Source organism: Bartonella sp. AA86SXKL, assembly GCF_042196885.1.
This window is the reverse complement of sequence record NZ_JBHIRE010000350.1, coordinates 1-331: the sequence shown is the minus strand read 5'-3', so window position 1 is coordinate 331 and position 331 is coordinate 1. Positions and strand designations below refer to the sequence as shown.

Annotated in this window: 1 protein-coding gene; it reads left to right on the top strand. The window is 26.9% G+C overall.

Going from position 1 to position 331, the window contains the following annotated elements; all coding sequences use genetic code 11:
* The first annotated feature begins 47 nt into the window (after positions 1-47).
* A complete protein-coding gene (locus ACFIO5_RS11945) occupies positions 48-221 on the top strand; it encodes a type II toxin-antitoxin system RelB/DinJ family antitoxin (protein ID WP_375705526.1) in 174 nt (57 codons plus the stop codon).
* The last annotated feature ends 110 nt before the right edge of the window (positions 222-331 follow it).

Sequence of the window (331 nt, the reverse complement as noted above, 5' to 3'; positions counted from 1 at the left end):
ATTAAAAAAAAGAAGCACATGAAATATGAGGCGTTCTAAGACTTACAGTGTCTGATTTTAGAGGGATTGCTTTTACTAAAATTATTAGTGAAGAAAGATTGCCGTTTGAAATGCATATTCCTAATACAAAAACGCTTAAAACTTTTGAAAAAACAGACAAAGGTGAAGATATTTTTTATGCAAAAGATATAAAAGACTTTTTTAAACAACTCAATATTTAATTATGCGTTCAGTTAACTATTCTGGTAAATTTAAAAAAAGCGAAAAATGCGGAAAAGATATGTATAAATTAACAGAGGTTATGCAACTTCTGATCAAATAAGAAGAAATT